We start from the raw sequence: 1,558 nt of genomic DNA on the forward strand, positions 1-1,558 counted from the left end.
TTCTCCTTTGTTATTAGTGCTTTGTGGTGAAGACATTATAACATAAAAAGGAGCTTCAGACCCTCTTTTTTTGACCTCTTAACCGGACAGTAGTGAAGTTGGGGATACCTTCTGTGGGGAAAAAAGCGGTTAGTTATCTAATTTGAGATGCTCTCCATTTCTTCAACTCCATGTTTTGGGGCTTGATAAGCATATTCGTTGTGGAGGAACGGGTTTGACGTTTTTTTGCAAATGGGTTTTTGCTAAACTTTAATATAGATTTCGAGGTTAAATTGAACTCATCAGGAGAATTACTAAAAAAATTATTTCTCTCCTTTAACAAAGGCGAGCGCAATGAGTTTATTCTGGTTGCAAAAGAGTATATTGAACGTGAAAAGCGAAAAAACCATCATGTGCTGGCAAAGCAGCTTGAAGAGGCTTTGAATTTCGAAAGTAACCAGGTTTCCAATAGGAATGGATGTACTCGATTTAAAACAGATATACCTATCCCACGCGATAACGAAAGTGGGTTCCCACTATTATCAATAAAGTCGTATGACCATTTGTGGGAAGAGTTAATTCTGCCTTCAGAAACTGAACTTATACTCAGACAGATTGTTCAGGAGTTTAAAGAATCTGACATACTGAGAGGTTATAACCTCTTGCCCAAGTCCAAAATTCTACTTTGTGGCATTCCTGGAACTGGTAAAACCTTCACAGCACAAGTTATCAGTTCTGTTCTTGGACTGCCTCTGGTTCAGATCCAATTTGATGCAATTATCTCTTCCTATCTCGGTGAGACGGCTACAAATCTAAGAAAAGTATTTGATTTTATTAATAGCGGAATATGGGTTGTTCTGTTTGATGAGTTTGACATTATAGGAAAAAATAGAGATGATCATTACGAACATGGAGAGATCAAAAGAGTTGTCAATAATTTTCTTCAGATGATTGACTCATTTGAAGGTGAGAGTCTCATTTTTGCAGCAACAAATCATCATCATATTCTAGATCCCGCAATATGGAGAAGATTTGATGAAGTGGTATTATATAAAAACCCAACATCGGAAGACTGTCTATTATTGTTGGACCTATTTTTGAAACCGATTCCTAAAAATGGGTTTAAGTTAGAATCCATAGCCGTAAAGATGAAAGAGTTAGCACCATCCGAAATTAAAATGGTTGCTCATGAGGCAATGAAAAAATCAATATTGGAGGGGAGATTCAAGCTCTCAAAGGCTGATATTGAATTTGCTACAAAACGTTTTCTCGACAGGAAGTCAATTAAAAATGGCAAGGATGGCTAAAAAATGGAAAAATTTGAACACCTCCCTTTACCTGAATTTAAAGCTGATCTTGAACGAAAAAAGAGTAGTGGCGGTGGTGGATATACACTTCCCGAGGGACGTTCCAAAAGAGACTATTCACGAACTCAAATTAGAAAAGCTCAGGCAATATCCCACAATTTTTCCAAGTTGAAAGAACGTAAGCCTTCAGGGGGTAGTTAGCCCGGGTTACTGATCCATGCAAGGTCTGTGGGTTGGTTTTTCAGGAAGTCGGAGATAATTTGGACGAGTCT

General features: G+C 37.9%; 2 protein-coding genes. Both read left to right on the top strand.

Annotated features, from left to right (window positions below; translation table 11 throughout):
* The first annotated feature begins 272 nt into the window (after positions 1-272).
* The gene (locus G491_RS0125995) at positions 273-1,286 is read left to right on the top strand and encodes an AAA family ATPase (RefSeq protein ID WP_015946974.1); all 1,014 of its coding nucleotides are present in this window, start codon (positions 273-275) and stop codon (positions 1,284-1,286) included.
* Between the two features lie 3 nt (positions 1,287-1,289).
* A complete protein-coding gene (locus G491_RS0126000; RefSeq protein ID WP_157468603.1) occupies positions 1,290-1,487 on the top strand; it encodes a hypothetical protein in 198 nt (65 codons plus the stop codon).
* Positions 1,488-1,558: the final 71 nt, after the last annotated feature.

The organism is Desulfatibacillum aliphaticivorans DSM 15576 (assembly GCF_000429905.1).
GTDB classification, from domain to species: Bacteria; Desulfobacterota; Desulfobacteria; order Desulfobacterales; family Desulfatibacillaceae; genus Desulfatibacillum; species Desulfatibacillum aliphaticivorans.